The sequence below is a fragment of the Paenibacillus sp. FSL K6-0276 genome, from assembly GCF_037977235.1.
Classification (GTDB): Bacteria; Bacillota; Bacilli; order Paenibacillales; family Paenibacillaceae; genus Paenibacillus_AQ.
The window spans coordinates 1,406,568-1,430,981 of sequence record NZ_CP150276.1 but is presented as its reverse complement, the minus strand read 5'-3'; the positions used below and the strand labels follow the sequence as shown (position 1 = coordinate 1,430,981).

General features: G+C 44.4%; 24 protein-coding genes and 1 other annotated feature. Of the genes, 8 read left to right on the top strand and 16 right to left on the bottom strand.

Annotation, left to right across the window (positions count from 1 at the left end; all coding sequences use genetic code 11):
• Positions 1–142 precede the first annotated feature (142 nt).
• The 4 genes from MHH52_RS06535 to ilvB form a co-directional block, all read right to left on the bottom strand.
• Entirely contained in the window at positions 143–1,684 is a 1,542-nt protein-coding gene (locus tag MHH52_RS06535) for a 2-isopropylmalate synthase (RefSeq protein WP_340007422.1), read from the bottom strand.
• A 100-nt stretch (positions 1,685–1,784) separates the two neighbouring features.
• A complete protein-coding gene (ilvC, locus tag MHH52_RS06530) occupies positions 1,785–2,777 on the bottom strand; it encodes a ketol-acid reductoisomerase (RefSeq protein ID WP_313638064.1) in 993 nt (330 codons plus the stop codon).
• 177 nt (positions 2,778–2,954) lie between these two features.
• Entirely contained in the window at positions 2,955–3,443 is a 489-nt protein-coding gene (gene ilvN / locus MHH52_RS06525) for an acetolactate synthase small subunit (protein WP_340009516.1), read from the bottom strand.
• Complete coding sequence (ilvB, locus tag MHH52_RS06520; RefSeq protein WP_340007420.1) at positions 3,440–5,182, bottom strand: biosynthetic-type acetolactate synthase large subunit; 1,743 nt, start codon at positions 5,180–5,182, stop codon at positions 3,440–3,442. Before ilvB ends, ilvN begins: the two co-directional genes overlap by 4 nt.
• A gap of 590 nt (positions 5,183–5,772) precedes the next feature.
• Between ilvB and MHH52_RS06515 the strand changes: the two genes are divergently transcribed.
• Positions 5,773–6,219, top strand: coding sequence for a GNAT family N-acetyltransferase (locus MHH52_RS06515; protein ID WP_340007417.1), 447 nt, complete (start codon positions 5,773–5,775; stop codon positions 6,217–6,219).
• Positions 6,220–6,241: 22 nt separating this feature from the next.
• On the opposite strand, the gene MHH52_RS06510 is transcribed toward MHH52_RS06515, so the two are convergent.
• From MHH52_RS06510 to MHH52_RS06490, 5 genes are all read right to left on the bottom strand, one after another.
• Entirely contained in the window at positions 6,242–6,571 is a 330-nt protein-coding gene (locus MHH52_RS06510) for a hypothetical protein (protein ID WP_340007415.1), read from the bottom strand.
• A 193-nt stretch (positions 6,572–6,764) separates the two neighbouring features.
• Positions 6,765–7,721 (bottom strand): ABC transporter permease, encoded by a 957-nt coding sequence (locus MHH52_RS06505; protein ID WP_313638060.1) that lies wholly within the window; start codon positions 7,719–7,721, stop codon positions 6,765–6,767.
• A complete protein-coding gene (locus MHH52_RS06500; RefSeq protein ID WP_313638059.1) occupies positions 7,722–8,795 on the bottom strand; it encodes an ABC transporter permease in 1,074 nt (357 codons plus the stop codon). It abuts the gene before it with no gap.
• The gene (locus MHH52_RS06495; RefSeq protein WP_313638058.1) at positions 8,788–10,326 is read right to left on the bottom strand and encodes an ABC transporter ATP-binding protein; all 1,539 of its coding nucleotides are present in this window, start codon (positions 10,324–10,326) and stop codon (positions 8,788–8,790) included. The genes MHH52_RS06500 and MHH52_RS06495 overlap by 8 nt, the downstream gene beginning before the upstream one ends.
• 180 nt (positions 10,327–10,506) lie before the next feature.
• Positions 10,507–11,562 carry a BMP family ABC transporter substrate-binding protein gene (locus MHH52_RS06490; RefSeq protein ID WP_340007412.1) on the bottom strand — a complete coding sequence of 352 codons (1,056 nt, stop codon included), beginning with the start codon at positions 11,560–11,562 and terminating at the stop codon, positions 10,507–10,509.
• Between the two features lie 318 nt (positions 11,563–11,880).
• Here MHH52_RS06490 and MHH52_RS06485 point away from each other — a divergent pair, with 318 nt between their 5' ends.
• Positions 11,881–12,423: an acyl-CoA thioesterase gene (locus MHH52_RS06485; RefSeq protein WP_313640410.1), complete on the top strand. Its 543-nt coding sequence runs from the start codon at positions 11,881–11,883 to the stop codon at positions 12,421–12,423.
• Positions 12,424–12,562: 139 nt separating this feature from the next.
• Here MHH52_RS06485 and rplT read toward each other — a convergent pair whose 3' ends face one another.
• From rplT to MHH52_RS06465, 4 genes are all read right to left on the bottom strand, one after another.
• Entirely contained in the window at positions 12,563–12,922 is a 360-nt protein-coding gene (gene rplT / locus MHH52_RS06480; RefSeq protein ID WP_042125073.1) for a 50S ribosomal protein L20, read from the bottom strand.
• Between the two features lie 31 nt (positions 12,923–12,953).
• Positions 12,954–13,154: a 50S ribosomal protein L35 gene (gene rpmI / locus MHH52_RS06475; RefSeq protein WP_036679507.1), complete on the bottom strand. Its 201-nt coding sequence runs from the start codon at positions 13,152–13,154 to the stop codon at positions 12,954–12,956.
• A gap of 60 nt (positions 13,155–13,214) precedes the next feature.
• On the bottom strand, positions 13,215–13,712 hold the full coding sequence (gene infC, locus MHH52_RS06470; protein WP_042125071.1) for a translation initiation factor IF-3: 498 nt from the start codon (positions 13,710–13,712) through the stop codon (positions 13,215–13,217).
• A 56-nt stretch (positions 13,713–13,768) separates the two neighbouring features.
• Positions 13,769–13,913: a sequence feature (ribosomal protein L20 leader region), on the bottom strand.
• Between the two features lie 79 nt (positions 13,914–13,992).
• Complete coding sequence (locus MHH52_RS06465) at positions 13,993–15,231, bottom strand: glycosyltransferase family 2 protein (protein WP_313640411.1); 1,239 nt, start codon at positions 15,229–15,231, stop codon at positions 13,993–13,995.
• Positions 15,232–15,633: 402 nt separating this feature from the next.
• On the opposite strand from MHH52_RS06465, the gene MHH52_RS06460 reads away from it, so the two are divergent.
• Both MHH52_RS06460 and MHH52_RS06455 read left to right on the top strand, forming a co-directional pair.
• Positions 15,634–16,161 carry a phosphatase PAP2 family protein gene (locus MHH52_RS06460; protein ID WP_340007410.1) on the top strand — a complete coding sequence of 176 codons (528 nt, stop codon included), beginning with the start codon at positions 15,634–15,636 and terminating at the stop codon, positions 16,159–16,161.
• Between the two features lie 49 nt (positions 16,162–16,210).
• Positions 16,211–17,326: a glycosyltransferase gene (locus MHH52_RS06455; RefSeq protein WP_340007409.1), complete on the top strand. Its 1,116-nt coding sequence runs from the start codon at positions 16,211–16,213 to the stop codon at positions 17,324–17,326.
• A gap of 86 nt (positions 17,327–17,412) precedes the next feature.
• Here MHH52_RS06455 and trmB read toward each other — a convergent pair whose 3' ends face one another.
• Positions 17,413–18,129 carry a tRNA (guanosine(46)-N7)-methyltransferase TrmB gene (trmB, locus tag MHH52_RS06450; protein ID WP_340007408.1) on the bottom strand — a complete coding sequence of 239 codons (717 nt, stop codon included), beginning with the start codon at positions 18,127–18,129 and terminating at the stop codon, positions 17,413–17,415.
• A 197-nt stretch (positions 18,130–18,326) separates the two neighbouring features.
• Positions 18,327–18,512, bottom strand: a complete 186-nt coding sequence (locus MHH52_RS06445; protein WP_313640415.1) for a hypothetical protein — start codon at positions 18,510–18,512, stop codon at positions 18,327–18,329.
• Between the two features lie 326 nt (positions 18,513–18,838).
• Between MHH52_RS06445 and MHH52_RS06440 the strand changes: the two genes are divergently transcribed.
• The 4 genes from MHH52_RS06440 to MHH52_RS06425 are packed head-to-tail and all read left to right on the top strand — an operon-like array spanning position 18,839 to position 22,389.
• Complete coding sequence (locus MHH52_RS06440) at positions 18,839–19,795, top strand: TIGR01212 family radical SAM protein (protein ID WP_340007406.1); 957 nt, start codon at positions 18,839–18,841, stop codon at positions 19,793–19,795.
• Positions 19,795–20,397 (top strand): class I SAM-dependent methyltransferase, encoded by a 603-nt coding sequence (locus tag MHH52_RS06435; protein WP_340007404.1) that lies wholly within the window; start codon positions 19,795–19,797, stop codon positions 20,395–20,397. The genes MHH52_RS06440 and MHH52_RS06435 overlap by 1 nt, the downstream gene beginning before the upstream one ends.
• Positions 20,398–20,444: 47 nt before the next feature.
• Positions 20,445–21,413 (top strand): type I phosphomannose isomerase catalytic subunit, encoded by a 969-nt coding sequence (locus MHH52_RS06430; protein WP_340007403.1) that lies wholly within the window; start codon positions 20,445–20,447, stop codon positions 21,411–21,413.
• Positions 21,414–21,438: 25 nt separating this feature from the next.
• The gene (locus MHH52_RS06425) at positions 21,439–22,389 is read left to right on the top strand and encodes an alpha/beta hydrolase (protein ID WP_340007401.1); all 951 of its coding nucleotides are present in this window, start codon (positions 21,439–21,441) and stop codon (positions 22,387–22,389) included.
• 106 nt (positions 22,390–22,495) lie between these two features.
• On the opposite strand, the gene MHH52_RS06420 is transcribed toward MHH52_RS06425, so the two are convergent.
• Positions 22,496–24,403, bottom strand: a complete 1,908-nt coding sequence (locus tag MHH52_RS06420) for a B12-binding domain-containing radical SAM protein (RefSeq protein WP_340007399.1) — start codon at positions 24,401–24,403, stop codon at positions 22,496–22,498.
• Positions 24,404–24,414: the final 11 nt, after the last annotated feature.

Here is a 24,414-nt window from a genome sequence, read left to right as displayed (position 1 = left end):
TTCCATACTTTTTCTTCCAAATGAAAAAACAGGGATATGCGATTTAACTCGCATATCCCTGTCGTATCTAATGCATTCTCATCTGGATCTTAATAGTAAGAGTAATACTACTTAGAAAAAAGTAAAAAATACATTGCACATTTTAAAGACTAGCGTGGTCACGTTTGGTATAAGTTTTTCGTTTCTCAAGAAGCTTGTTAAGCGCATCGATGTAAGCACGGGCACTCGCTTCTAGAATATCGGTGCTAAGTCCACGGCCCTGTGCAGCAACTTCGCCCTGCGACAGTACTACATGAACCTCGCCCTGTGCATCTTTACCACGAGAGACGGATTTAATGGAATAGTCCCCAAGGATAACTTCCTCACCTGTGGCTTTATCGATTGCATTGTAGATTGCATCTACTGAACCATTCCCTTCGGCAACAGCTACGATCGGCTGCTCTTCCGGACCATTAATAATCACCTTGGCGGTTGGAATAGCTTCATTACCGTAAGTTACGTAAATCGTCTGAAGTTTGAATATTTCTGGCGTATCAATTAGCTTCTCTTCAATCAATGCCAAAATATCTTCATCAGACACTTCTTTTTTCTTATCCGCCAAATCCTTAAATCTTGAAAAGGCTGTATTAAGCTCTTCTTCGGATAAATCATACCCTAAATCACTTAACTTATCGCGGAAAGCGTGGCGTCCAGAGTGCTTACCAAGTACCAATTTGCTCTCTTTAAGTCCAATGGTCTCCGGTGTCATGATCTCATAGGTGGTTTTCTCTTTTAGCATACCGTCCTGGTGAATACCCGATTCATGAGCAAATGCATTTGCTCCTACAATCGCTTTATTCCCTGGTACTACCATACCTGTCAGCTTGCTGACCAGACGGCTTGTGCGAGAGATCTCGGATAACGTTAGTGAAGTTTTGGCGCCAAAAAATTCAGCACGTGTCTCCAGCGCTAATGCAACTTCTTCAATCGCTGTGTTCCCAGCGCGTTCACCAATACCATTAATCGTTCCTTCGATCTGATCCGCACCATTCTGGATCGCAGCGAGCGTATTCGCCGTAGCCATACCAAGATCATTATGACAATGAGCACTGAGCTGTACGCGTTCAATGTCAGGCACATTTTCTTTTAAATATTTAAAGATAGCTCCATACTCTGAAGGATTCAGATAACCTACAGTATCCGGGATATTAACAACATTGGCGCCTTCTCGAATAGCCATTCCGACCATTTCAGCCATGAAATCATACTCCGTACGACCTGCGTCTTCTAAAGAAAACTCAAGTTTAGGAAAATATTTCTTAGCATATCGGATAGCTGACTGTGCAGTTTCCAGCACCTGAGCCTTATCCATCCGCAGTTTATGCTGGCGGTGAATAGGAGATGTGGCTAGAAAAATATGAATGCAAGGGTCCTGTGCCCCCTGCAGCGCTTCTTTTACTGCATCAATATCTGTCTCTCTAGAACGAGAAAGGCCGATTATCGTGACGTTCTTTACAGCTCTTGCTACCGCATTTACTGAAGCCAGATCACCTGGCGAAGCAGCAGGAAAGCCCGCTTCCATACGGTCAATCCCCAGCTTTTCCAGCTGGTAGGCGATCTCCACTTTCTCACGCGCGTTGAGGTTCACACCCGGCGACTGCTCTCCGTCACGCAGCGTCGTATCGAACACATAAATTTTCCGCATGCAAAGCACCTCCTAAAGATTGTGCTGAAACTCTCAAATGCGGCTCGCAAAATCACGGCCGCATTTGAAGGTCACACTATTTAATCATAAGTATATATGATTACTTCTTAATCCAGTGCATCATTTCACGCAATTGGCTACCTACTACTTCTACTGGGTGAGCAGCTTCGTTACGACGAGTAGCTGTAAGGAAAGCACGTCCGGATTGGTTCTCAAGGATAAAGTCGCGAGCGAATTTACCTTCTTGGATATCCGTCAGAACAGCTTTCATTGCTTTTTTAGTATCTTCAGTTACAATGCGTGGTCCAGTTACATAGTCGCCGTACTCCGCAGTGTTACTGATGGAATCGCGCATGCTGGACAATCCGCCTTCGTATACCATGTCAACGATCAGTTTCAGTTCGTGCAGACATTCGAAGTAAGCCATTTCAGGAGCATATCCTGCTTCTGTCAATGTTTCGAATCCAGCTTTGATCAGTGCGGATACACCACCGCAAAGTACAGCTTGTTCACCGAACAAGTCGGTTTCGGTTTCTTCACGGAAAGAAGTTTCGATAACTCCTGCGCGTGTACAGCCGATACCTTTTGCGTAAGCAAGACCGATGTCTTTAGCTTTACCTGTTGCATCTTGTTCGATAGCAATCAAGCCAGGAACGCCAAAGCCTTCAACATAAGTACGACGAACCATGTGACCTGGAGATTTTGGTGCTACGAGCAGCACGTCCGCATCTTTAGGAGCAACGATTTGTCCAAAGTGTACGTTAAATCCGTGGGAGAACATCAAAGCCGCGCCTTTTTTGAGGTTCGGTTCCACTTCATTTTTATATACGGAAGCCTGAGTTTCATCTGGCATCAGAATTTGCACAACATCAGCACGGGATACTGCTTCAGCCACTGGCAATACTTCGAAACCATCGTTTTTCGCAGTTTCAAAAGATTTACCTTCACGTAGGCCGATGACAACCTGAAGACCACTGTCACGTAGGTTCTGTGCTTGGGCATGTCCTTGGCTACCGTACCCAATTACCGCAATTGTCTTTCCTTTTAATACACTAAGTTCTGCATCCTGTTCATAGTACGTTGTCACTGCCATTGTCAATATCCTCCTTTAATTTGAGACCCATCATAAAGAGCGGGTGCTTCAAGAGAACTAGATTCATACAAGATCAAGCTGCTCTTCAAGCTCCCGCTCTTCAGCGGGAAGTTCATTCATATCATATCAGATTAATGCAATCAAGCAGTAATCCATTAAAGTCGTAAATTATAGTATTTAAGAGTTACCACGTACCATAGCCGTAATACCTGTGCGAGACAGCTCTCTAATTCCATAAGGTTTCAAAAGCTCGATCATCGCGTCAATCTTTTGTGTATCTCCAACTACCTGAACTAGCAATGAGGTGCTGCCGATGTCGACAACTGAAGCACGGAAAGTCTCTACTACACCCATAATTTCCGGACGCTCACTTGGATCAGCATTTACTTTAATCAGAGCCAGCTCACGTGCAACCATTGGCTTGGAACCAAGATCAACAACCTTAATTACATCAATTAGCTTATAGAGCTGCTTCTCAATTTGTTCAAGCGTGTGCTGGTCTCCAAGAGTAACGATGACCATCCGAGACAACCCAACCTCTTCGGACTGACCAACGGTAATACTCTCAATATTAAATCCCCGGCGACCGAACAAACCTGACACCCGCTGAAGCACACCCGGCTGGTCATTTACGAGTACAGAAATCGTATGTCTTGTCACTGTTATTCATCCCCCATCAGCATATGATCGATGGTTGAACCTTGAGTTACCATCGGGTAGACATTCTCGTCTTTTGGAACAACGAATTCTACCAATACTGGACCCGGTGTTTCCAGTGCTTCCTGCCAAGCAGCATGCGCTTCTTCCTTGTTCGTAGCCCGTAGACCTTTTACACCATAAGCCTCAGCCAGTTTTACAAAATCCGGACTGCCTGCGAGGTCTGTATAGCTATAACGTTTATCATAAATCAGATTTTGCCATTGTCGAACCATACCAAGCACCTGATTATTAATGACTACAATTTTAACCGGTATATTATTAATGGCACAAATAGCAAGTTCTTGAGAACACATTTGCATCCCGCCATCACCGTTTATCGATACTACCAACCGTTCAGGATGTGCCATTTGTGCACCGATAGCTGATGGGAATCCGAAGCCCATCGTTCCAAGACCGCCTGAGGTGATCCATGAACGTGGATGATTGAACTTATAGTACTGTGCTGCCCACATCTGATGCTGGCCAACATCCGTAGTGACAATAGCTTCACCTTTAGTCGTGTCATTGATCATCTCAATAACCCATTGTGGTTTAAGCTCTGTCTCTGAATCTTTATACCGAAGTGGCTGATCAAGTTTCCACTGAGCAATCTGTGTTCTCCAAGCATCAGCATTAGATGCACGGCCAACCTCAGGATTCAACATTTCCAGTACAATCTTCACATCTCCTACGATCGGAATATCAGGAGATACATTCTTTCCGATTTCTGCAGGGTCTATGTCGATATGAACGATCTTAGCCTTAGGTGCGAAGCCATCCAGCCTACCCGTAACACGGTCATCAAATCGAGCTCCGATATTAATGAGCAAATCACACTGCTGAATAGCGTTGTTTGCGGTGTATGTGCCATGCATACCTGGCATTCCCATCCAAAGATCTTCAGCACTTGGGAAAGCTCCAAGACCCAGCAAGGTCGTAGTGATTGGAATTTCTGTTCGTTTCACGAATTCGAACATAGCTTCATGTGCTCCGGAGTAAATAACTCCACCACCTGCAATGATGATCGGACGTTCAGCAACCTCTATAGCGCGAACCAACTTATCAAGCTGCAGCTTGTTTGGTACTGTACAAGGGTTATAGCCACGAAGATTGACTGTTTTCACTGGTGTGAACAATGTTTTCGCTGCCGACACATCTTTCGGAATATCAATCAATACTGGTCCTTTGCGTCCGGTATTAGCTACATGAAAAGCTTCATGAATAACACGTGGGAGATCCTCTACATCTCTTACAAAGTAGCTATGCTTAGTGATTGGCATCGTTATCCCAGTAATGTCTGCTTCCTGGAATGCATCTGTACCAATCAGGCTGGAGAAAACGTTGCCTGTGATTACAACCAATGGAGTTGAGTCCATATATGCTGTAGCAATACCTGTTACAAGATTTGTTGCTCCGGGACCTGATGTAGCTATACATACCCCTGGTTTACCACTTGCTCTAGCGTAACCGTCAGCTGCATGAATAGCGCCTTGCTCATGACGTGTTAACACGTGATTGAAATCCGTAAAACCGTACAATGCATCATAAATGTACAATACAGCTCCACCCGGATATCCGAATACTGTGTCTACACCCTCCAATACAAGGCTGCGGAGTAATATCTCGGAACCGGAAATGACCTCCGGCTCCATCCATTTTTCTTTTAACTGCTCAGTAGACCGTAAATCCGGTATTTGTGCGCTCATCAGTAGTCCTCCTCCGATATTTAACATTCATTATGCAAATGACGGACCGTCCTTTATACTTCAGCAAATGGTTATTTTAAATACAAAAAAACCTTTCGCCTCCCACGCACAATATTAGCGCGTGAGGGACGAAAGGTTGATCTTCCGTGGTACCACCCATGTTTGCATTACATCTCGCGATGCAACGCCTTATCAGGTATACAAAAATCCATCGATGTAGGCAAGGGCCCTAATCTCTGTAACCTGAAGTCCGTAACGCGGACTAAACGATTCCCCCTAATAATTCCACCACTCTAGCTAGTGGACCTTTCAGGGAAACAGCTCCGAGGTGAGCTCGTATATAAGGGATTTCGGTGGAGGTTGCAGCAAATCCTCACACTCTCTGAGCAAAAGAGCCCTTAAAACTTCGTCCTCATCATTGCCGATACATGTATGTTCGATAAAATGTTTAGACACATTATATGATTCCTAACACGGATAGTCAATACCCATATTTTTAAAATCGTCACAACTCCTACTTCTACAATCTCGGAACGCTCGCCCCTCTCCCAACATATGATGTACGACAATGCGTGGAAAGGGGACACTCTATGATTCGTTATCGTCGACCCAAGCAGGATGACGTCATTATTCTTGATTTAATCGAGCGACAGCTCGTACCATTATCTCATCTGCCGCAAGCTGAAATTATTAAAATCAAAAAGGATTTACCTCGTCGTCTGGGACACGGAATCACCCTTGTCACCTATCCCGACTATGAAAACGATCCAAATGGGTTTGTCCATTTCTTGCTACATGGTGATTTACTCTACATCGATATGCTAGCCATTGCACCCGAAGCTCGGCGAAAACACTTGGGGAATATGCTCATGGATCGAGCAGAAAGATTTGCACTATCTCGCGGATGTCATCGTTCTAAGGTATCCGTCGATTTAGGAAATGCAGCAGCACTAGCCTTTTATCACAAATTGGGCTACAGCGTAGCCCGTTATCAATCTCTAAGTTTTTGCTACGAACTTGAGAAACGATTTACCTGACTAAAGCAGATCTAATCTAAACTCAAAAGAATCCAAAAGGTGGATATGGTGTGCCTCCGTAGCCATACCCTCCATAAGGAGTTCCATAACCGTAGCCGCCACCATAAGGTGCACCTCCGCCATAGCCGCCACCATGAGCATAAGGAGCAGTACCAATGGCAAGCAAATCAAACAACACTAATGGAATGATTGCTTTCGTTTGTACTTTTTTACCACTTACACGTTGCAATATAAGACGATTTCCTGATACACGAAGCAGCCTTCCTGTAACCTGTGTGCCATCCTTTTTTACTGCGATGATCTGCTTACCTACGAGCCTCATAACCTGCTTCTTCGTAACTGGCTTAGTCATATTATCCCCTCCTAAATGTTTTGCAAGCCTCTGATTCCCATCATCTTCAAACCAGTTTATTCGCTGGAAAGACCCTTCGCCTGTACACTTGCCCGCATCTCTCAATGTTTATCCTTGCCTCTTCTAACAAAAAAACCGCATTTCCGGAAAAAGTCCGGAGATGCGGCTTCGTATAAGCAAAAAAAGAAAAGGTCTAGCGCTTACCAGGATCGTATGGCTGACCTAATGCCTTAGGAGCAGCGGAACGACCTACAGCACCTACAAGCACAATGATCGTCAATACATAAGGAATCATAAAGATAAACTCTTGTGGAATTCCTTTAGACCACTCGAACAATTGAACATAGTTGCGGATTGCTTGGGAGAACCCGAAGAATACAGCAGCTCCAAAGGCACCGAGCGGATTCCATTTACCAAAGATCATCGCTGCAATCGCGATAAAACCTTGACCAGAGATCGTATTATGACCAAAGGTTCCGGTTGTAGTTAAAGTGATTGTAGCACCACCGATACCAGCCATCAATCCACTCAGCATTACGCCGATATATCTCATCCGATTTACCTTGACGCCCAAGGTGTCAGCAGCACTAGGATGCTCACCTACTGCGCGTAAACGCAGTCCAAATGGCGTCTTAAACAAAACGAAATAAATAACGATAACCAGCACGATGGCTAGATAAGTGGTCGGATAGGAATTAAATATCCCTTCACCGATCACCGGGATTTTAGAGAGTCCAGGAATTGCAACCTTATCAAATCCATCGATTAGCGGAGTTTCAGCAGATCCATCAAACAGCAGCTTTACCATATAGAGCGTACTACCTGCGGCTAAAAAGTTAATAACCGTACCACTGATCGTCTGATCCGATTTAAAGGTTATAGATGCAACTGCATGAATTAGTGAACCAAGTACCCCTACGGCCATAGCACAGAGTACTCCAATCCAAGGAGCCCAGCCACCCATCCCAGCATCTTGAGCATAATAACCGCCTACTGCTGCTGCAAAGGCACCAAACATCATCAAACCTTCAAGTCCAATATTTACGACACCGGAGCGTTCAGAGAAGATGCCGCCAAGTGAGGCAAAAATGAGCGCTGTGGAAAAAACAAGCGTTGTATTAAGCAGTTGACCTAACGTCTGCAGATCCATCTATAACACCTTCTCTTTCTTGCGCTTGAAGTAAAAGGGCTTAAGCACCCAGCGCACAATCCCTTGTGCCGCAATAAAGAATATGATTGAACCTATAACGATACGAATAAGCTCTGGAGGAACATCTGCAGCAAAACTCATTCCCGCAGAACCATAAGTCAACGTACCATAGAGAATCGCAGCTAGAACAACACCAAGTGGATGTGTTAAACCAAGTAGAGCAACTGCGATACCATCAAATCCATATCCTGGCGATGCCGCGAACACAGATTGATAATGGAATACACCCAGTACCTCTCCTGCTCCGGCCAACCCTGCAAACACTCCGCTTATGAACATTGCTTTTACAACGTTACGGCCAACATTCATCCCTGCGTACTCGGCAGCATGAGGATTGTAACCAACAGCACGCATTTCATATCCTTGCTTAGTCTTCCATAAGTAGACATAGAAGAATACTGCTGCGGCAAGGGCAATAGCTGTTCCCCAGTGCAAACGCGCATTGTCAAACAACGAATTCAAGAACGTCATGGAAAGAGAAGCTGGAATATCCTCGGAACGATTCTGCCCCGGAAGTAACAGAAATGCTCTTACAATATAATTCGACAAGTACAGAGCAATCCAGTTTAACATGATCGTGGTAATAACTTCATTAATCCCACGTTTTGCCTTCAAGTATCCGGCGATAGCAGCCCACAGACCTCCACAGACCCCCGCCATAATAACAGCAAGCGGAACTAGCAAGAATGCTGGCAAGGCAGCAAATTTAATACCCACCACGGTCGCAGCTGTCATACCAATCATCACTTGTCCGTCTGCCCCGATATTAAACATCCCTGAGCGGAATGCAAAGGCTACGGCTAGACCAGTAAGCATCAAAGGCGTCATTTCGCGCACGGCTTCACCAAAGTTATACAAGTTACCAAATACACGTTTGAACAGTGCGGAGTAAGCAGCTATCGGATCATAACCACCCATAAGCATAACTATTGCTCCCACAAGAAAACCAAGCACGATGGCAACAAGAGGAACGATATAGCTGTCAGTTGTGAAGATTTTTTTGAACTTATTCAACTGCCTTACCTCCCCGCTTCAAGCTGCCTGCCATCATAAGACCCAGTTCCTGATCATTAGTATCCTGCGGGAACACTTCACCGACAATTTTGCCTTCATAGATAACAGCAATTCTATCAGATACATTCATAATCTCGTCCAATTCAAATGAAATGAGCAGTACTGCTTTACCCTGATCACGTTGAGCAATCAATTGCTTTTGAACGAACTCGATAGCACCAACATCTAGGCCGCGTGTTGGTTGTGCTGCAATAAGTAATGTCGGATCTTTATCTATTTCCCGAGCAATAATCGCTTTCTGTTGATTTCCGCCGGATAGAGAACGTGCCTTGGTCTGAATTGAAGGTGTCCGCACATCAAATTGCTGTACAAGACCCTCCGCATACTTATCAATCACGTCATTTTGCATAAAGCCGTTTTTGTTATATGGACTCTTATAGTAAGTTTCAAGAACCATATTCTCACTCACCGAGAAATCAAGCACCAAACCATGCTTATGACGGTCCTCTGGAATATGAGATACATTCATCTCCGAAATTTTGCGTGGGGATAAATTGGCACTCTCGTTTCCGGACACTTTAATAGAACCGGAATCAATTTTGCGCAGACCTGTAATGGCTTGAATTAGTTCACTTTGTCCATTGCCGTCTACACCAGCTATTCCGAGAATTTCCCCTGCTTTCACTTCAAAGCTAAGGCCATCCAGCACCAAGACACCATCTTTACTCTTGCTGTTAACATCCTTCAGCTCGAGTACAGTTTCGCCAACCTCAGGAGCTTTCTTATCCACCTTGAAGGTTACGCCGCGTCCTACCATCTTCTCAGCTAGCTCATTCGGATTAGTCTCTGCGGTATTTACGGTATCGATTACTTTTCCGCGTCTAATAATGGTAACTCGATCAGATATTTGCATAATTTCTTTAAGCTTATGTGTAATCAGAATAATAGATTTTCCCTCTGCAACAAGCCGCTTCATAATCGCCATCAATTCCGTAATTTCTTGAGGCGTAAGTACTGCAGTCGGCTCATCAAATATGAGAATATCCGCTCCGCGATACAGGGTCTTCATAATTTCTACCCTTTGCTGCATACCCACAGAAATGTCATGAATGACGGCATTTGGATTCACTTGCAGGCCATATTGCTCCGATAGCTTCCGAACCTGTTCCGCAGCGGATTTATAGTCAATTTTAAGACCTTTCTTCGGCTCCATCCCAAGAACAATATTCTCGGTAACCGTAAAAGGTTCCACAAGCTTGAAATGCTGATGAACCATACCAATACCAAGCTCAATCGCTTTATTGGGATTATCAATAATAACCGGTTTCCCGTCGATTTCAATACTACCTTCGTCCGGTTGATACAATCCAAATACGATATTCATTAGGGTTGATTTTCCTGCACCATTCTCACCAAGCAATGCAAGAATCTCTCCCTTCTTTAACGTCAAGCTAATGGAATCATTAGCAACTATACCGGGAAATCGTTTTGTGATTTGCTTCAACTCTACGACAGGAGCCGCAGCACTCATGGAATCACCCTCATCACAGAATATATAACTACCATGTAGACACGGATGTACCGCCCTTTTTAAGGCGGTATAACTGTATCCACTTATCATAACCATTGCTTTAACAAGGAATAAGGCCAGCACATAACCGGCCTTATTCCTTATTGCTTATTGTGTAATCCGATAAATAAAAGGGAGATATTACTCGGTAGGAACTGTAATTGTTCCATCAATGATTTGTTTTTTGAATTCTTCAACTTTAGCCAAGATTTCTTCAGAAACGTTAACTTTAGATGTATCAGAGATACCTACACCATTGTCCTTCAAACCAAGAACAGTTGTAGTACCACCTTTGAAAGTACCATCAATTACTTCTTTGGAAACCTTCTTCACAGCTTCGTCAACGCGTTTGATCATGGAAGTCAAAGTTACGTCAGTACCAAACTCAATGGATTGGTCTTTGTCTACACCGATAACCCATACTTTAGCACCGCCAGCTTTGTTACGGGATTTAGCTTCGTTGAATACGCCATTTCCTGTTGCACCAGCAGCAGGGAAGATGATGTCATTACCATCGTTATACAATGTAGCTGCAAGGGACTTACCAGTATCTGGTTTGTCATATGCACCTGCATAAGTAATTGTAACTTTAGCTTCAGGGTTAACTGCTGCTACACCAGCTTTGAATCCTACTTCAAAACGTTTGATTACTGGGCTTTCCATACCGCCAATAAAAGCGACCTTGTTAGATTTTGTAGTCAAACCAGCAACCACACCAACCAAGAAGGAACCTTCGTTCTCAGAGAAAGTAACGGATGCTACGTTAGGAGCATCAACTACGCTATCGATAATTGCCAAGTTAGCATTTGGGTTCTCACTAGCAACTTTTTTAATTGCGTCACCAAGATCAAAACCAATACCCCAAGTCAAGTTGTAGCCATCTTTAACGAATTGGTTAAGGTTTGGCTCATAGTCAGAGTTGGATTTACTTTGCAAATATTTAACGGAAGAACCTGTTTCTTTTTCAAGAGCTTGTAGTGCTTCCCATGCGGATTGGTTAAACGATTTATCGTTTACGCCTCCGATGTCAGTAACCATCCCAAATTTGAAATCAGATTTCGCGGCATTTGTTCCGCCATTTGTTCCAGCATTAGTCTTGCCATTTGCAGCATTCTTTGTGTTGTTGTTTCCGCAACCGGCCAATACTACTGTGAACGCCAGCAACATTACAAGAGATAGTTTGAAAACTTTTTTCATTGAATGTGATCCCCCTTAAAATATTGGATGTCGTCTGTGTTCTGCTTGGACATTCCATAGATCAAATTATAACTGCAATAAAATCTAAAATCCAGTCCATAAATGACCTCAGGTCAATAATAATTTGTATTTTTTCGTAAGTAACCGTTTTCCATGACACAACATGTTATCAACATGTTATCATCATGTTTGGGTGATGTTAGAAAACCTTATTTTCCTCTGTATAGTATTCCAACACATTACAAATATTATTGCACACTTATGTGTTTTCTATTATTATAATTGCTTAGTATTTGCACTGAAAGGAAGTTATCAGAAATGACCGATGAAAAAAATCCACAAACGATGCCGGCTTTCAAATATTGCCGTGAATCCCGCGTCTTCAAAACCGGGCGCGTTTTCCCTAATGATGTCAACAATCACAAAACATTGTTTGGCGGCAAGCTCATGAGTGGCATTGATGAAGTAGCCTCCATTTCAGCTATGCGCCATTGCCGTGCTAACGTCGTCACAGCCTCTACAGACTCTGTCGACTTCTTGAGGCCCATCCGACCTACAGACTCTGTATGCTTCGAATCCTTCGTATCTTGGACCGGACGTACAAGCATAGAGGTATTCGTAAAGATTATTTCAGAAAATCTGTATACTGGTGAGCGCGCCGTCGCTGCCACTTCATTTCTTACCTTTGTTGCAGTCGGGGAGGATGGCATCCCAACCCCAGTTCCTGCCATTATCCCGGAAACCGATGAAGAAAAGCTGATCAACGAATCAGCTAATGAACGATCTGAGTTGCGCAAAGTGAGGAGAACCATCAGTAAAAAGCTCGCTGCCGAGCTCAATACCGTTAAATACTGGGAATAACTCTGCTTGATGCAGAGTTTTTTTTCTTATTTCGTTATTGCAGAGGATCTTCGCGCCACTATATACACTTCATACCACACAAAAAAGCACCGCTGCATGGGCAACCCGCAGGCGGTGCTTTTCGATTATATTACAACACTTACGCGTTGATTTTCTCTTTGGCAATACCAGCCAATGAGTTGAATGCGTTAAGATCATTTACAGCCAGATCAGCTAGCATCTTACGGTTAACTTCTACACCAGCCAATTTCAGGCCGTACACAAGTTTGCTGTAAGAAAGACCATTCAAACGAGCTGCTGCATTAATACGAACGATCCACAGTCTGCGGAAGTTACGTTTAGTTTGACGACGGTCGCGATAAGCGTAAACCATCGATTTCATTACTTGTTCTTTAGCTGTTTTAAAAATGCGGTGTTTAGAACCGAAATAACCTTTTGCCAATTTCAACACTTTTTTATGTCTACGACGAACTACAAATCCGCCCTTAACTCTTGCCATATTAATAAACCTCCCAAAAATGTGTGATAAACTATTTCAAGTTAGCCAATCCTTGTTTCAAACGTCTTACATCCCCAGGGGCCATTACTGGATTACCGTTCAGAACGCGCTTAGCGCGTTTAGATTTGTGGGACAGCAAGTGGTTTTTGTGAGCTTTGTAACGTGTTACTTTACCAGTTCCGGTAATTTTGAAGCGGCCTTTCAGGCTGCTGTGTGTTTTCATCTTAGGCATGGTGTTTCCTCCTTGAATATTATGCGGCGCCAAATTGCAGGTAAGCAAGTGACTCCAGATTTATTGGGCTTTAGGAGCCAAAATCATAATCATGCTGCGGCCTTCCAGCTTTGGCTGGCGCTCAACAACAGATATATCAGCCACTTCGTTCTTAACACGCTCGAGGATTTTTTGGCCGATATTCGCATGTGTAATCTCACGTCCGCGGAAACGTACGGAGCACTTTACTTTATCGCCTTCACCCAAGAACTTGATTACATTGCGGAACTTAGTTTGATAATCATGTTCCTCAATGTTAGCACGGAACCAGACTTCCTTGATATCAACAATCTTCTGGTTCTTACGGGCTTCCTTCTCTTTCTTCTGCGTTTCATAACGGAACTTGCCGTAATCCATGATGCGGCATACCGGCGGCTTAGCCTGTGGTGCTACATTGACTAAATCTAGATTAAGATCGATCGCCATTTGCAACGCTTCGCGGATCGGTTTAATTCCGATTTGTTCACCTTCCGCACCAACCAACCGTACCTCTTTGGCCCGAATTTCATCATTGATCATATGTTCCTTACTGATAACTCTCCACCTCCGGATCTTTTTAACAACTATTCTACCCTACTCCATAAAAAAGGGGTGCCGGTAACACCCGACACCCCGTGTTTGATCAACGTTCATGAACATTAACATTCATAAAGCATTGAGATCAAAACCAGCCGGCGAATATGCCAGTCAGGTGAGAAGCAGGTGCTTCTTCTTGCAATCCCTATGATTTGCGTACTTGAATACTATACACCACTCTAATCGGAGTGTCAATTCTTTTTATTCAACATTCTTAAATGTTTTATACCTGCTTGCTTTGTACTTCTTCAAGCCTTACGACACGCGTATGCTTGGTGTGGCTCCATTGCTTGTTGTTCTGCGTGAAGAACGCATAGAACGTAATAGGATACCACGAGATCAGGTAAATTGGGAAGAACACCAGATAAGCGTACACCTTCTTAAATTTAACCTTCTCCAAAGCCAGCGAAATCCCAAAGGTCACCAGATTCAAGCCAATAGCAAGGAAGCCGATCCATACTGGTAAGCTGCCGTAGATATTAGCGATATTCGGTCCGTTAAAGAGGGCTATATCAATCCCCATTACCGCCGTCATTAAAAAGGTGAGCAATACAATATATACATTCGCTCCATAAAGCGCGAGGTCAAACTTCGTTAAGCTACGTTCTTTAATACTTTGCCAAAGTAATGGGAAAAAATAACGACGTGCTACAGTAAAGTGTCCCTGCATCCAGCGCAGACGCTGTCTTGAAGAGGCCTTAAATGTTAGAGGCTTCTCATCAAATACCTTTGCGTCATAATTGAACTTAGGATATACACCATGAGATGCACTGCGCATCGTAAACTCCAGATCCTCAACTAAGCTTGTAGCTCCCCAGCCCATCTCTTTAAGTAGAGTAGTCTCGAAACACATTCCTGTTCCACCAAGGAAGTTCGCCATATTCAAATTATGGCGTGAAAGTTGCCACAAACGGTTAATATACCAGTACGACACACCATATGCTGCAGTAATCCAGGAATCTTCTGGATTCTTGGTGTCAATATAGCCTTGAATAACACGTGCTCCTGAACAAAGATCATTATTCATCTCCATTAGGAATTCGGTATGTGCCAGATTATCGGCATCAAACATTACGACTGCGTCATATTGACGCTGCATGCCCCAAAGTTCCTTGAGCATCCATTCAATAGCATAACCTTTACCTCTCAGATTCGGGTTAGTGCGGACACAGGCGTTCATTCCGTGTTCTCTAACGATACGAGCTGTACCGTCTGTGCAATTGTCACAAATTGCAAATACGTCAAACAGTTCTGAAGGATAGTTAAGCTGCTTCAGGTTCTCCATTAATGCGCCGACGACTTCTTCCTCATTATGTGCGGCAACAAGTACTGCAAATGTTTTTTCTGGCTTATACTGTGTCTTTGTCTTTTTCTTGTGCAGCCCAAATAACGAAAAGGTAAACTGATAAACTGCGATTGCTGCCAAGATCACTTGGAGCGTAACAAACAGTGCGTCTGTCATGACCTTTTGATGCCCCCTTTTTTCACTCTCGGTGTTCTTTTTTTCTCTAGCTTGCTTGACGTTCCTTCTGACCCTTTTGTTGCATCCCTTAACAATAAACCAAGAGTATCCTCTTATTCTCGGCAGACTTCACAATTTTTATATATACTGTTCAAAAGAATTGTATGGAATCCATTTACTATGGATCCTTATTTATCTCTTACCCTTTTAAACATGTTTAGCCCGCTTGAATCATTGTAAGGGGTATGAGGCTCTAAGTCAAAACTAGCAATTTTCTAGCAAACCTGAGCTTTTCCTTGAAATGGACTACCTTTAAAAAGTATGATTAAGACAGATCTATGCTAAAGAACGGACTGCTCATAAGCACCTGTTATCGGTAGCCGACTGGCGGAGGGACAAGATATGAGACATTTATTCATGAAACTACATCTCGGGGATCGGCACCTTTTTAAGTGGATCAACGGACGAATGCATAATCGCTTTCTGAACTTTTGGCTCTTCTATCTCACCCATTTGGGTGGAGCTATAAGCACAATTGTTATCAATATACTGATATGGGCATTTGCTCCTCAGCCATGGAGAACCCCTAGCCTGCAAGCAATGACAGCTCTAGCTGTTAGCCATTTGCCCGTTGCTGTCGCCAAAAAGCTGTATCCACGCATGCGGCCTTATCTGGCGCTACCGGGTACGAATACATTTCGTAACCCACTAAAGGATCATTCTTTTCCTTCTGGTCATACTACAGCTATCTTTGCTTCAACGCTCCCATATATGGTAGCATTTCCTACCTTGACCGTTATTCTGCTGCCGCTGGCCTGTATTGTCGGATTTTCTCGCATTTATCTGGGATTGCATTATCCATCAGATGTCTTTGCAGGCTTAGTGATCGGATCCAGTGTTGCAGCGGGCACCATAGCCTTATGGATCTGAATCATATATTGTCAAACCGGGAAAACCTTTGAGAATAGGTGAATCAAAATTGCAAAAAAAAAGAATCTTAATACTCTCAGAAGGCTTTGGCGCAGGGCATACCCAAGCAGCTTATGCGCTGTCGAGCAGTCTGCGCCAATTGTCACCTAATTTACAAACGAAGGTGCTGGAACTTGGAAATTTCCTGAACCCTAAAATGGCACCCATTATTCTATCCGCTTACCGAAAGACGGTAACGACACAACCAAAGCTGATGGGCTACGTCTACCGTCACCAGAAATCATTTAATCGTCTTACCACGCTTGCCCTGCATCGTATATTTTATACACATACCAAGAATATTGTCATGCAGCTGAAACCAGATGTTATAGTCTGTACACACTTCATTCCGGGTGCTGTAGTTTCTCGTCTGAAGAGAGTGGATCCTACCCTAAAAGTACCGCTCGTAACTGTAATAACGGATTATGACGCACATGCCAGCTGGATCAGCCCAGAAGTAGACCGTTATCTGGTATCAACACCTGAGGTTAAATCCAAGTTGCGCATGCGGAACATTCCTGCTTCGAAAATTCAGGTCACAGGCATACCAGTACATCCTAATTTTTGGCAGCATCCTAGAAAGCAGGAGATTCGAGAGCAATTCAATCTGCGGAATATGCCCACAGTACTAGTCATGGGCGGCGGCTGGGGGATCATGAACGATCAGGTCGTAAATGCCTGTCTAGCAGACTGGCGAGAAAAGATTCAGATTATATTTTGTCTCGGAAATAATGATAAGTTGCTACGTGAAATGAAAGAAGATCCGCGTTATAATCATCCTCATATTTCCTTGATCGGCTTTACGCGTGAGATTGATAAGCTTATGGAAGTATCCGACCTGCTTGTCACGAAACCGGGCGGAATGACCTGCAGTGAAGGGCTCGCAAAGGGAATTCCGATGCTTTTCTATCACCCTCTGCCTGGGCAGGAAGAGGAGAATTGCCGCTATTTTACAGCAGCAGGTTTTGGAGAGCCGATCGATTCTTTAAACGTGGTTGTAATGTGGATGGAGCGCCTCTTAAACAACTACGAGGATGTGCAGAACAAGCGAAAACTTCATCTAGAGGAAATCGCCCGCTACCACCCATTGCAATCTGCTCAGAGCATTATCGAATTACTGGAATAGCTAATGAATAAAGCGGTAAGCCTCCAAATCATCGGAGACTTGCCGCTTTATTGTTGGACCACTTCTAATTGAGTAGCCCTTTGTAACTACAGCCGATATTTATCCAGTCGGGTAGCCTGATATTGTTTGAGTGCATCTGCACCGACAATCGCCTCACAACGGTGGATATTGACGCCACGTCCGACAAATTTCGTCTCATATTCCGTCATGATGTGATCCTCATTTATAACGCCGTCCGCATGTAGGTCCAAAGAAATATTTTTCATCTGTAAACCAAAGTCCGCAAATGCATTTAATGAGAATTCAAATAAGCTTCGGGAATCTGTTTTCAAATGAATTTCTCCTAAGTCGCTTAGCAGCCCGCGATATTTGTCAAGAAAACGCGGGTGTGTCAAACGACGCCGAGCATGCTTACTCTTAGGCCACGGATCACTAAAGTTAAGATAAATTCGTTCTAGCTCTCCTGGAGCAAATACTTCCTCTGCATAATCAATATTAGCGAGTGCCAATTTCAGGTTAGGCGGTGTTTCATGTCCTGCCGGCTCCCATACTGCTCTAGCTTTATCTCCGGCACGACGGATCAGCTCATCATACATATCAACTCCGATAAAATTAATATCGGGATATTTGAAGCTCATTTGGCTGATAAACTGTCCTTTGCCCATTCCGAACTCCACATGGATCGGATGATCGTTCCCGAACAGCTTGGACCACTCACCTTTATAACTCCGAGGGTCAAGAATGACTAGATCGGTCTGTTCTTCCAAACTTTCACGTATTCCTTTTCTTCCGCGTAAACGCATAGGTTTTCCTCCGATTATCTCTTATACGATAACTGTCACTTGCAATATTGTGCCGAAATTGTCCCGAAAAGTAAAGGGATTGGGGCAAAAAAGAAAAAGGAATTCTCTGGTTCAGCTCTTAAGTGAGCTGTTTCAGAGGAATTCCTTCCTTGTTGTATATTTGGAATTAGGGTCCGTTTTTGTCAGGCAGATGTGATCTACCTTGTGTTTGAGTTATAAGCAAATGTCTTTTTTTCGAACGCACTACGAATCTTACGTTGAGCATCTGTCTTGATCTTAGGGTTGCCGTTAAATTCCACGCCCGTTAGAGCAAGGGCTTCATCTGGTGTTAAATGGACTTCAATCGAATCTTTACCCTCAGCATATACCGTTTGAGAATTCATCGCTATCACCTCACGGTTATTATTATGGACCGGACGACACGAAATTATGAACTTTTAGATGAATTTCTTCAATGCCACAGCAACTTTTCACACTCTGAATATAACATACTATGTAAGCATTTACAAGCCGAAACCACCCTTCTTGCGGCCTATTTTTCATGCCATTACTGGGAGTCAATGTTACGCCGAGCTCGGTTTTTTGATACAATGTATTGGATTATGAAGAAACGGCTGTGTGTGCTTTTATAAAGGACGCTATCCGTCTCAGAAAAATATAAGGATTAAGGAAACTTATCCATGATTATATTTTCAGAAAGGAGCTACTCGTGTCTAATCTTCAATACACTTCCTCTCCGCTACTGTGGGGGGATAAACGATTCCATACTTGGAATTATGAAATGCGTGAGCACATGAATACTAAGGTATTCAAAGTTATGCTCGATGCAGGATTTACCTGTCCCAACCGTGACGGCTCCATCGCTAAAGGTGGCTGCACCTTTTGCAGTGCCAGAGGTTCTGGTGATTTTGCGGGAAGTCGCCGGGATGATCTCGTCACTCAATTCAATAATATCCGTGACAAACAGCATCTAAAATGGCCAAATGCCAAATACATCGGATACTTTCAGGCCTATACCAATACGTACGCTCCGGTCGAAGAGCTCAGAGAATATTACGAAGTTATTTTGCAGCAGCCAGGTGTTGTTGGATTATCTATTGCTACACGTCCTGACTGTTTGCCCGATGATGTTGTCGAATATTTAGCGGAGCTGAACAAGCGCACATATCTGTGGGTAGAGATGGGTCTTCAGACTATACATGACTCCACTTCTGAGCTTATTAATCGGGCGCACGATACCCAGTGTTATGTAGAGGCTGTTGAGAAGCTTCGGCGTCACGGTATTCGTGTCTGTACGCATATCATTCACGGCCTCCCACAGGAGACGCACGAAATGATGCTGGAAACCGTATCTGCTGTAGCCCGCATGGATGTGCAGGGCATCAAAATTCACCTTCTACATCTCATGCGTAAAACACCAATGGTAAAACAATATGAAGCAGGCTTGCTTCGTTTCATGGAACAGGAAGAGTATGTTAAGCTGATTGCTGATTCACTTGAAATTCTGCCACCTGAGATGATTGTACACCGTCTGACCGGCGATGCACCTCGGGATCTCTTAATCGGACCGATGTGGAGCCTCAAGAAGTGGGAAGTGCTAAATGCCATTGACGATGAGCTTGTCGCTCGTGATACTTGGCAGGGTAAGTATTGGAGGAAAAGCTAATGGGCTTTATGTCCGTTCTAAGCTTTGCCCATAAATTAATCTCTGAGCGGCTGACCTTAGGTGATCGAGCGATCGATGCTACTGTAGGTACAGGGGCAGATACGCTTTTTCTAGCCAAAACAACCGGAACTCGCGGGGAAGTCTACGGCTTCGATATCCAATCCGCAGCGCTGAAGCTGGCTGGAGAGCGTCTACGGAATGCAAGAGAGGAAACTCCTTCGCTCTCTGCCGTCACCTTGCTGGAACGCAGTCACGCCGAAATGGCTGAAGCCGTTCCAGCGATCTGGCATGGCACCGTGGGTGCTATAATGTTTAATCTGGGGTACCTGCCTTCCGGCGATGCCGACAAGAACATTATCACTCAGCCCGATAGCACAATTGCAGCCTTGGAGGCTTCACTCCAGTTGCTTCGTCCAGGGGGAATCATTACGGCTGTACTTTATCCCGGCCATGAAGGCGGAGATCTCGAAGCCGCCGCTGTTCAATCGTGGGCAGCGGCAGTATCCCCTCAGCTAGCGCAGAGCATTGTTTATCGCCAGCTGCAGCGCAATGATGCACCTTATGTGATTGCGCTCGAGAAGAAAAAAGGAATCCCCTCTTAGACTGTAAGTAATCAAATCATTTTATATTTGGGAAGGAAGATGTACTAATGACACAACCATATCCTTTGAAATTTCAACCAGAGTTTAAAGAACGTGTTTGGGGAGGCCGCGCACTGGAGAAATTCGGCCTAGATCTGCCAGAGGGACATATTGGTGAAGGCTGGATGATCGCCGATCACGCAAATGGTACGTCTTCGGTGGTAAACGGAGAGTTAGCCGGTCAAGGCTTGGATCAAATTCGTGAACAGTTCGGCCATGAATGGTTCGGAAGCAAAGGGATTTCAGAGGCGGGAGGAAGATTTCCTCTACTAATCAAATTGCTGGATTGCAACGACAATCTTTCCGTTCAAGTCCACCCTACAGATGATTATGTGGGATTACCAAAAGGTGAACTGGGCAAAACAGAGATGTGGTACGTGTTAGACGCTAAGCCAGGTGCCAAGATCATCTATGGCCTTAAGGATGGCGTGGACCGTGAAACGTTGCGCGAAGCACTGGAAAAAGGCACCGTTATGGATAGCCTTCAAGAAGTATCTGTCTCCGCAGGAGACTCCTTCTATATCCCAGCTGGAACCGTTCATGCTCTATGCGCTGGTGTCGTTGTTGCAGAGATTCAGCAGAATTCCGACACTACTTACCGCATTTATGACTACGACCGTCCAGGTCTGGATGGAAAACCACGCGAGCTTCATATCGAAGATTCACTTAATGTTACGGCATATGAAGGCGCCGGGGCTACTTCGATGAAGACAGATAATGCAGTTCCTGGAGAGTGGCTGCAACTTGCCGCCTCGCCATATTTTATCGTAGAAAAAGGAATCGTAAATGGTTCATGGGGCCTCACCACTACAGAAGACAGCTTCACTATTCTGGTTATCTGTGAAGGCAGCGGACATCTGACTTGGGATGGCGGATCTCAGCCTTATGCTGCAGGAGAATGTTATTTAATTCCTTCCAGTCTAGGTCTCTACACCATCGAAGGACATTCCACTGTGCTTCGTTCTTATTTGCCATAAGTCACGAACTTAAGGAGGAAAGGACATGACGGAAAACAGCTTTACCCTAACGGATCCTATTGGCGTAGTCATTCATGTTTATGAATGGTTGCCAGAGTCGGATAAACCAATTAAGGGAATTGTGCAAATTTCCCACGGAATGTGTGAAACGGCTGCCCGTTACGCTCGTTTTGCGGAAGCATTGACAGGAGCGGGTTATGCAGTATATGCCAATGACCATCGGGGACATGGTAAAACTGCTGGTCAAGTCAATCTGCTCGGAGATACTGGTGAGAACGGGTTTTATTGGATGAGGCGCAATCTCCTTCAAGTCGCTGCCACAGCACTATCCAAACATGAAGGGATACCGATTGTTTTATTCGCTCATAGTATGGGCTCCTTTCTGGCCCAAAAGCTTATGTGTGAAGAAGGCAGTGAAATCTATGCAGGGTTTATCCTAAGCGGGACAAATGGTCCACGCAGTATGCTGCGCATAGGAGAATCTCTGGCTAGTGTGCAGCTTAAGTTAAAGGGTGAACATCACCGTAGTGTACTGCTGAACAGCTTAGTATTCGGCAGTTATAACCGTGCCTTTTCTCCGGTAAGAACAGCCTATGACTGGCTGAGCAGTGACGACGCGGAAGTAGATAAGTATATTTCTGATCCATTCTGCGGAGCCATTTGTACGACACGCTTTTTCCGTGATTTCTTCCACCTACTTAGGGAAATCCATTCTGAGGACTCTTTGCGTACATTATGTAAAGACAAGCCTATTTATCTTTTCGCTGGCGATAAGGATCCTGTAGGAATGAACGGTCAGGGTATTCTCCGACTTGCGGAGTTGTACAAGAAACGAGGGATATCGGACGTAGAATATCGGCTCTATCCAGGAGGCAGGCATGAAATGCTTAATGAGGTGAACCGGGATCAAGTTACAGCCGATGCGCTTAACTGGTTAGACCAGCATCTCCCTTCAGAGGTTACGACGACGACTTAGGAGAAAAAACATAGGGGTGTTCGTGGTAGACATGAAAAGTCTACCACGAACACCCCTTATTTTTGAGTAGGATAAACATAGACGCTTGGTGTGGACGCTCACCGTATTACAAAGGCAGGGTATAGTATTGAGCGCGTTGGCTCTCGTTCTGTTGATACATTACGATTAGCAGCGTGCGACCTTCTCGAACGGAAGCATGTTCAGCTACGGCTATAGCAGAGCTTGAGGTTTGAACAGACTCTTCTAAACTGCTATCTGTGACTCCCTGTAATAGCGACTCTGAAGAAAGTACAGCCTCGTGATTAGCATTATCAGCTTCATCTTCCTCTGAACCCCCATCCGCCCGAAGACCGCTGATTGAATCCAGCACCGCTTCTAGCGAGAACGGCAGCACTTCAAGCACAGTATACTTTTGCAGCTCTCTTTCACTGAGTCCGGCTTCTGCTAGTTGGGCAGAGATTTGGCTTGGATTAGCAGCTATATCCTTCAAATAGCTCGACCAATCCGATTTATCCAGCACGAAATCCCACCAGATTTTACGAGGCTTGTACTTGTGTCCTAGGAAATAATCAAGCTTCATCAGCCCAGTAATAATATCCATAGACTGTGTCCCACGATCTATCAGGAAGGACTGCAAGCGGGTGAAGAGATCTTCCAGCTGATGGCCAATCTTTTGCCAGCCTCTCTCCTCCCAGTAGTCTCCGAACTCCTGAAAGAAATCGAATGGTGAATCAAACACGTGACGGATCAAGTATTTGGCCGTATGGTCCATCCGGTGGCTGTTCCAGTATTTCTCCAGCACATCCTCAAGCCGCTTCAAACGGATAATATCAGAGAAAGTCATCATATGACTGCTAAGAATTTCGTAAGGTGCATGTTCCATATACGTGTACTCATATTTTGCCGCCTGTGCGCGCAGACCGGTCCCGCGAAGCATTTTGAGGAATCCGAGCTGCAGCTCTTCTGGCTCCATGACGAATACATCATTAAACGTTTTGCGGAAGGTGTTGTAATCCTCCATCGGAAGCCCCGCGATCAAATCTAGATGCTGATCGATATTGCGACTTTCCTTGATCTTCATTACAGTACGGGACAGCTTCTTGAAATTCTGGCGACGTTTAACGAGCTCGTTCGTCTCATCATTCGTAGACTGTACACCAATCTCAAATCTAAAGATGCCCGGAGGCGCATTTTTAGACAGGAAATCAAGAACTTCCGGCCGCATAATGTCTGCTGTGATTTCAAACTGAAACACACAGCCTTGATGATTATCGATCAGAAATTGAAACATTTCCATCGCATAGTTACGGTTAATATTGAAGGTGCGGTCCAGGAATTTAATGATTTTGGCACCATTTTCAATTAAGTAGAGAAGATCAGACTTCACGCGTTCAATATCATAATAACGTACGCCTACCTCAATACTGGACAAACAGAACTGACAGTTAAAAGGGCACCCACGGCTCGTCTCAAAATAAACAATACGTTTACCCAAATCTGGAATATCATCAGGAAAACGATGTGGTGTAGGAAGCGTATTTAGATCACTTTTGGGACGTGGTGGATTTACAATAATCTCCTCTCCCTTACGATAAGCGGCTCCATATACAAAGTGAAACTTGCGATCATCCCTTAGCTCCTGAAGCAGATGGTGGAAGGTCTCTTCTCCATCTCCATTGACTATAAAATCAATACCAGCTTCTCTCTTCATCCAATGGAGCGGTTCATAGGACACTTCCGGTCCTCCGAGAACAATCGTAATTTCAGGCATAACTTGCTTAAGGATACCAACCAGCTTAAGAGTCTCTTCGATGTTCCAGATATAACAAGAGAAGCCAATCACATCTGGCTGTTTCTGAAACAAGTCGGACACGATATTCATCACCGGATCTTTGATGGTGTACTCTGCCAAATGAATATCATTAAATTCATGCTCACTGTATGCTTTTAGCAATCGGATCGCCAGTGAGGTATGGATGTATTTGGCGTTTAATGTGGTTAGGATGATTTTCATGCTACACGACC